Here is a 4,532-nt window from a genome sequence, read left to right on the forward strand (position 1 = left end):
GCCAAATCCGGGACCGATTCGCGGATAAGGAAAGCATTTCGTTTCATTACAGGCGTAACCAGGTGCCAACAGGAGGAGGTATATGAGCCATACATACCGGGTCGGCGTAATCGGTTTTGCACATATGCACGTCAACAATGTTGCCGCGTTGTTTGCACAACACTCGCAGGTTGACATGGTGGCCTGTGCGGATACCGTGCCGACGGTTCCCGAGTTGCGCGAAGCGCCGTACTCTCGCGGGTGGAATATGAAAAACGCGCTGAACACGATAGGGATTCCGAAAGCGTACGAAGATTATCGAGAGATGCTGGCGAAGGAAGCGCTTGACATCGCAATCTGCACGACCGAAAACGCGCGCCACCCGGAAGTGGTGGCTGCCTGCGCGCAGGCGAATGCTCATGTATGCGTAGAGAAACCGATGGCAATGTCGATGTCTGATGCGTTGCAGATGGCCCGCGCTTGCGAAGTCGCAGGGGTGACAATGGCGGTGAATTGGCCGATTACGTGGCGTCCTGCCGCGAGAAAGGCCAAAGAGTTGATTGATCAAGGCGTGATCGGTCGCGTACTCGAAGTCCGTTGGCGGGGTGGTCACCGCGGACCGCTCGGGGCGGGTGTTAGTCACGCAGGTGTAAGCGGAGGTGCGGAAGCGATGACCGAACGAGAACTGGGTGCTACCTGGTGGCATCGCGCGTCGGATGGCGGGGGTGCGATGCTGGACTTCTGTTCCTATGGAGCCCTTGTCGCGCGATGGTATATCGGTGAACCTGGCGTGTCGGCAATCGGAATGCGAGCGAACTTGAATAGCCCGTGGGGTGATGCAGACGACAACGGCGTGATGATCGTCCGGTTCTCGCGTGCAATGGGCGTGTTTGAGGGAACCTGGACTACCAGGCATCAGGGAGTACCGAATGGTCCGATTGTATATGGGACGAAAGGCACGCTGGTGGCAGGGGGAGGTAGGGGCAAGCCAACTGTCCAGGTAGAGGCCGGTGAGAGTGCCACCTATTCGTGCGAGAGGCTGCCCCAAGGACGTCGTCAGATATCCGAGGAATTAATTCACCATCTGGATACGGGTGATCCCCTTCATGAAACGCTGCAGGTAGGCATGAATCTCGATGCAACGGCCATTGTGGATGCTGGAATCCGTTCTGCTGATAGCGGGAAACTGGAGCCTGTGAACGGCCCGGATTGGGCAATCGGATAGCAGGGTGAAAGGAGATTGTGTGCAAAATTCGGATGGGTCCATCGGTGTGAGCGACATCGCGAAGTGGGAGATGGATGCGACGAATCCCTGGTGATAAATAAGTGAAGGGAGTAGTGCAATGGGAAAACAAAATATTGAGAAGCCGAATATCATCTATATCATGCTGGATGAATGGGGATACTTCGAGTGGTCCGCCATGGGGCATCCCATTCTTCAGACGCCCAATATCGACAAGATGGCGTCTGAAGGCATCCGATTTACTCAGATGCTTGCGGGAGGCAATGTCTGTGCGCCGACGCGTTGTGCACTGATGACAGGTCAGCATACTGGGCGTGCAACGATCCGTGCAAATGGCGGCGGTCTGGCACTGCGTCCGAATGATGTGACCATCGCTGGAATGCTCAAAGCCGAGGGCTACGCAACTGGCGGCTTCGGCAAGTGGGGCCTGGGCGATGCCGGAACAACGGGTGTGCCAGAGAAACACGGCTTTGATACCTTCTTCGGTTACTATCATCAGGTGCATGCACACACGTACTATCCGCGGTACCTTCTCCACAATAGCGAGAAGATGTATCTGGAGGGGAATACAGGTGATTTCCACACTGGTGAGGTGTTTTCTCATGGTCTCATCTATGAAGAAGGGCTGAAGTTCATACGGGAGAACAAAGATCGTCCATTCTTTGCCTATTTACCGTGGACGCCTCCGCACGGCCAGTGGATGATGCCCGAATCGGATCCGGCATGGCAGAAGTACAGGGACGTGAAATGGGATGCCACGAACCAGAGAGGACCGCACGATGCACAGATGTACGCCGCGATGATGGAAATGGCTGATCGCCAGATCGGTGAGATCATGGATTTGCTGAAGGCGTTGGAGATCGACGAGAAAACTATCATCTTTGCTTGCGGCGACAATGGTGGTGCTCCTTATTTTGCAAATGATAATCATCCGCATGGCTTTTTTGCCCCCAATCTGAATCCCGGGACGGGCGAACGCTTCCGCGGGGGCAAGGGCAATTTCTATGAAGGCGGGCTACGGGTTCCCTTTATCGTCCGGTGGCCGGGGCGGATTGAGCCGGGAACGGTTTCTGATCATCTGGGATACTTTCCCGATGTGATGCCCACTCTGGCGGAATTGACGGGGGCGGAGCCTGGAGCTGATATCGATGGTATTTCGATTGCGCCCACATTGCGCGGTGAGACCGGGCGCACGCAGGCGCAGCACGAGTACCTGTACTGGGAGGATCGGAAAAGTTGCGCTGTTCGTATGGGAAGTTGGAAAGCCGTGAGACCAGACAAGGACGGGCCGTTTGAGTTGTATGACTTGAGCACAGATATTGAGGAACTGAACGATGTTGCTGCTCAGTATCCCGACATTCTCGAGAGGATGACGCAGTATGCCGGGGACGCTCACACACCGGTTCACGAAGGCGAGATTCTCGACCCATCCATGGGATTCAAAGGACACGATGAGGATTAGGCAGTTCATGGCAGACACCAAAGCAAATAAAAGCAATCAACCCAATGTGCTCTTTATCGCCATTGACGATCTGTGTGGCTGTCCCGATGCGATGAACGGAGAAACCTCTGTTCATACTCCCAATATGAATGTGCTTGCCCGAAAGGGCGTGTATTTCACCAATGCACATTGTGCAGCTCCTGCCTGCAATCCTTCACGTGTAAGTGTGATGACCGGGTTGGCTCCATCGACATCGGGCGTGTATCTCAACAGGCAGGATTGGAGAAAATGTAAGAGCCTGAAAGATAGGGTTACACTGCCTCAATATTTCAAGGACAAGGGGTACAAAACCCTTGGCGGCGGAAAGGTGTACCACGGGGCGACCCTGAGCGAAAAGATGTATGAGGGATATCTCGATCCCCGCCCCTGGGACGAATACTTTCCATCGAAAGACTGTCAAATGCCTCAGGAAGTCGCGCCAGATGTTTGGCCTGTAAATGGGAGCAAAAAGTTTTATCGCGGATATTTTGATTGGGCGGCATTGGATATTGAAACGGGCGAAATGGCCGATGCCAAAGTCGTGTCGTGGGCAGAACAACAACTGTCTCAAGACCATGGTCAACCTTTGTTTCTGGCCGTGGGGATCTATCGACCGCATATTCCCTGGTACGTGCCAGAAGAATATTTCGAGAGACATCCCTATGACGAAGTTGCAGTACCTGAGGTTCTTGAAAACGATCTGGATGATGTGCCAGAAGCAGGTCAGGCTATGGTTAGGCGCACATGGCACAAATGGATGATTGAAAATGACAAATGGAAAGAGGCTGTTCAGGCATATCATGCGGCTGTCAGTTTTACCGACGACATGGTTGGGCGTCTTTTAGCAGCACTTCAAAATGGGCCTCACGCCGAAAATGCTATTATTGTGTTGTGGTCAGACAATGGGTATCATCTGGGGCAAAAGGAGCATTGGGAGAAATTTGCATTGTGGGAGCAGACCACGCGGGTACCGATGATCATCGTTGCGCCTGGAGAGATTGCCTCGGGCAAGGTCTGCAAACAGGCTGTCAGTCTGCTCGATATTTATCCCACGCTGATCAAATTGTCTGGCGGCAAAATATCAGGAGATTTTGATGGCGTGAGTCTGGTCCCTTTGCTGTATAACCCAGAGGAACAGACCCATCGCGCAGTGGTCTGTACACAGGGATTCAATAACCATGCAATAAGATCGGATAGGTGGCGTTATATCCGATATGAGGATGGCTCGGAAGAATTATACGACCATCAAAACGATGGGCAAGAGTTCCACAATCTGGCAGATCGGAAAGCGTATGCTTCCGTCAAACGAGAACTGGCATCCTGGTTGCCAAAACACAATGCAGAACCACAATAGATGGTAATAAACAGGGAGGATGCTATGAAACTCACCACTGAACAAATCTGTGAATTTTACCACCGGGGTTATGTCAAAATCCCCGGTGTGATCTCAAAATCAATGGTTGACACGGCTCGGCAAGCGATCAACTATTCCATCGGCACACTCAGCCCGAAGGGTCTGAATTTGGCAAAGCACCACGGTGGCGGTGAGGTCGTCAGCAACCTCAATAGCAGCCCAATGATCAAGGATCTGTACCACAAAAGCCCTGTCATTTCTCTGACCGAATCTCTACTGGGCGAAGGAAATCTTAAAGTCCCTATTGGCAGGACAACTCCCGCCTCGCGTTTTCCCAATGTCCTGGGCAAAGCACCGCCCGAACCGACCGGTCACATCGATAATATGGGCAATGGGAGAAACGGCAAACCAAAAGGTTCCTATCACCGGGGCTTTACCTGCTTTGGCATCATCTATCTCGCCGATGTACCCGAGCC

General features: G+C 53.0%; 4 protein-coding genes. All 4 read left to right on the top strand.

Going from position 1 to position 4,532, the window contains the following annotated elements; translation table 11 throughout:
* Positions 1-82: 82 nt before the first annotated feature.
* The gene (locus OXG87_23540; GenBank protein MCY3872530.1) at positions 83-1,204 is read left to right on the top strand and encodes a Gfo/Idh/MocA family oxidoreductase; all 1,122 of its coding nucleotides are present in this window, start codon (positions 83-85) and stop codon (positions 1,202-1,204) included.
* 118 nt (positions 1,205-1,322) lie between these two features.
* Positions 1,323-2,684, top strand: a complete 1,362-nt coding sequence (locus OXG87_23545) for an arylsulfatase (protein MCY3872531.1) — start codon at positions 1,323-1,325, stop codon at positions 2,682-2,684.
* A 7-nt stretch (positions 2,685-2,691) separates the two neighbouring features.
* Positions 2,692-4,056 carry a sulfatase gene (locus tag OXG87_23550; protein ID MCY3872532.1) on the top strand — a complete coding sequence of 455 codons (1,365 nt, stop codon included), beginning with the start codon at positions 2,692-2,694 and terminating at the stop codon, positions 4,054-4,056.
* A gap of 24 nt (positions 4,057-4,080) precedes the next feature.
* Positions 4,081-4,532 (top strand): hypothetical protein (locus OXG87_23555; protein MCY3872533.1); only part of this gene is annotated, 452 nt, incomplete at its 3' end.

This window comes from Gemmatimonadota bacterium (genome assembly GCA_026706845.1).
Taxonomy (GTDB): Bacteria; Latescibacterota; UBA2968; order UBA2968; family UBA2968; genus VXRD01.

Excerpts from the sequence above, each read along its gene's own strand:
- OXG87_23550 (MCY3872532.1), top strand. The coding sequence starts at position 2,692 with ATGGCAGACACCAAAGCAAATAAAAGCAATCAACCCAATGTGCTCTTT.
- OXG87_23545 (MCY3872531.1), top strand. The coding sequence starts at position 1,323 with ATGGGAAAACAAAATATTGAGAAGCCGAATATCATCTATATCATGCTG.
- OXG87_23540 (MCY3872530.1), top strand. The coding sequence starts at position 83 with ATGAGCCATACATACCGGGTCGGCGTAATCGGTTTTGCACATATGCAC.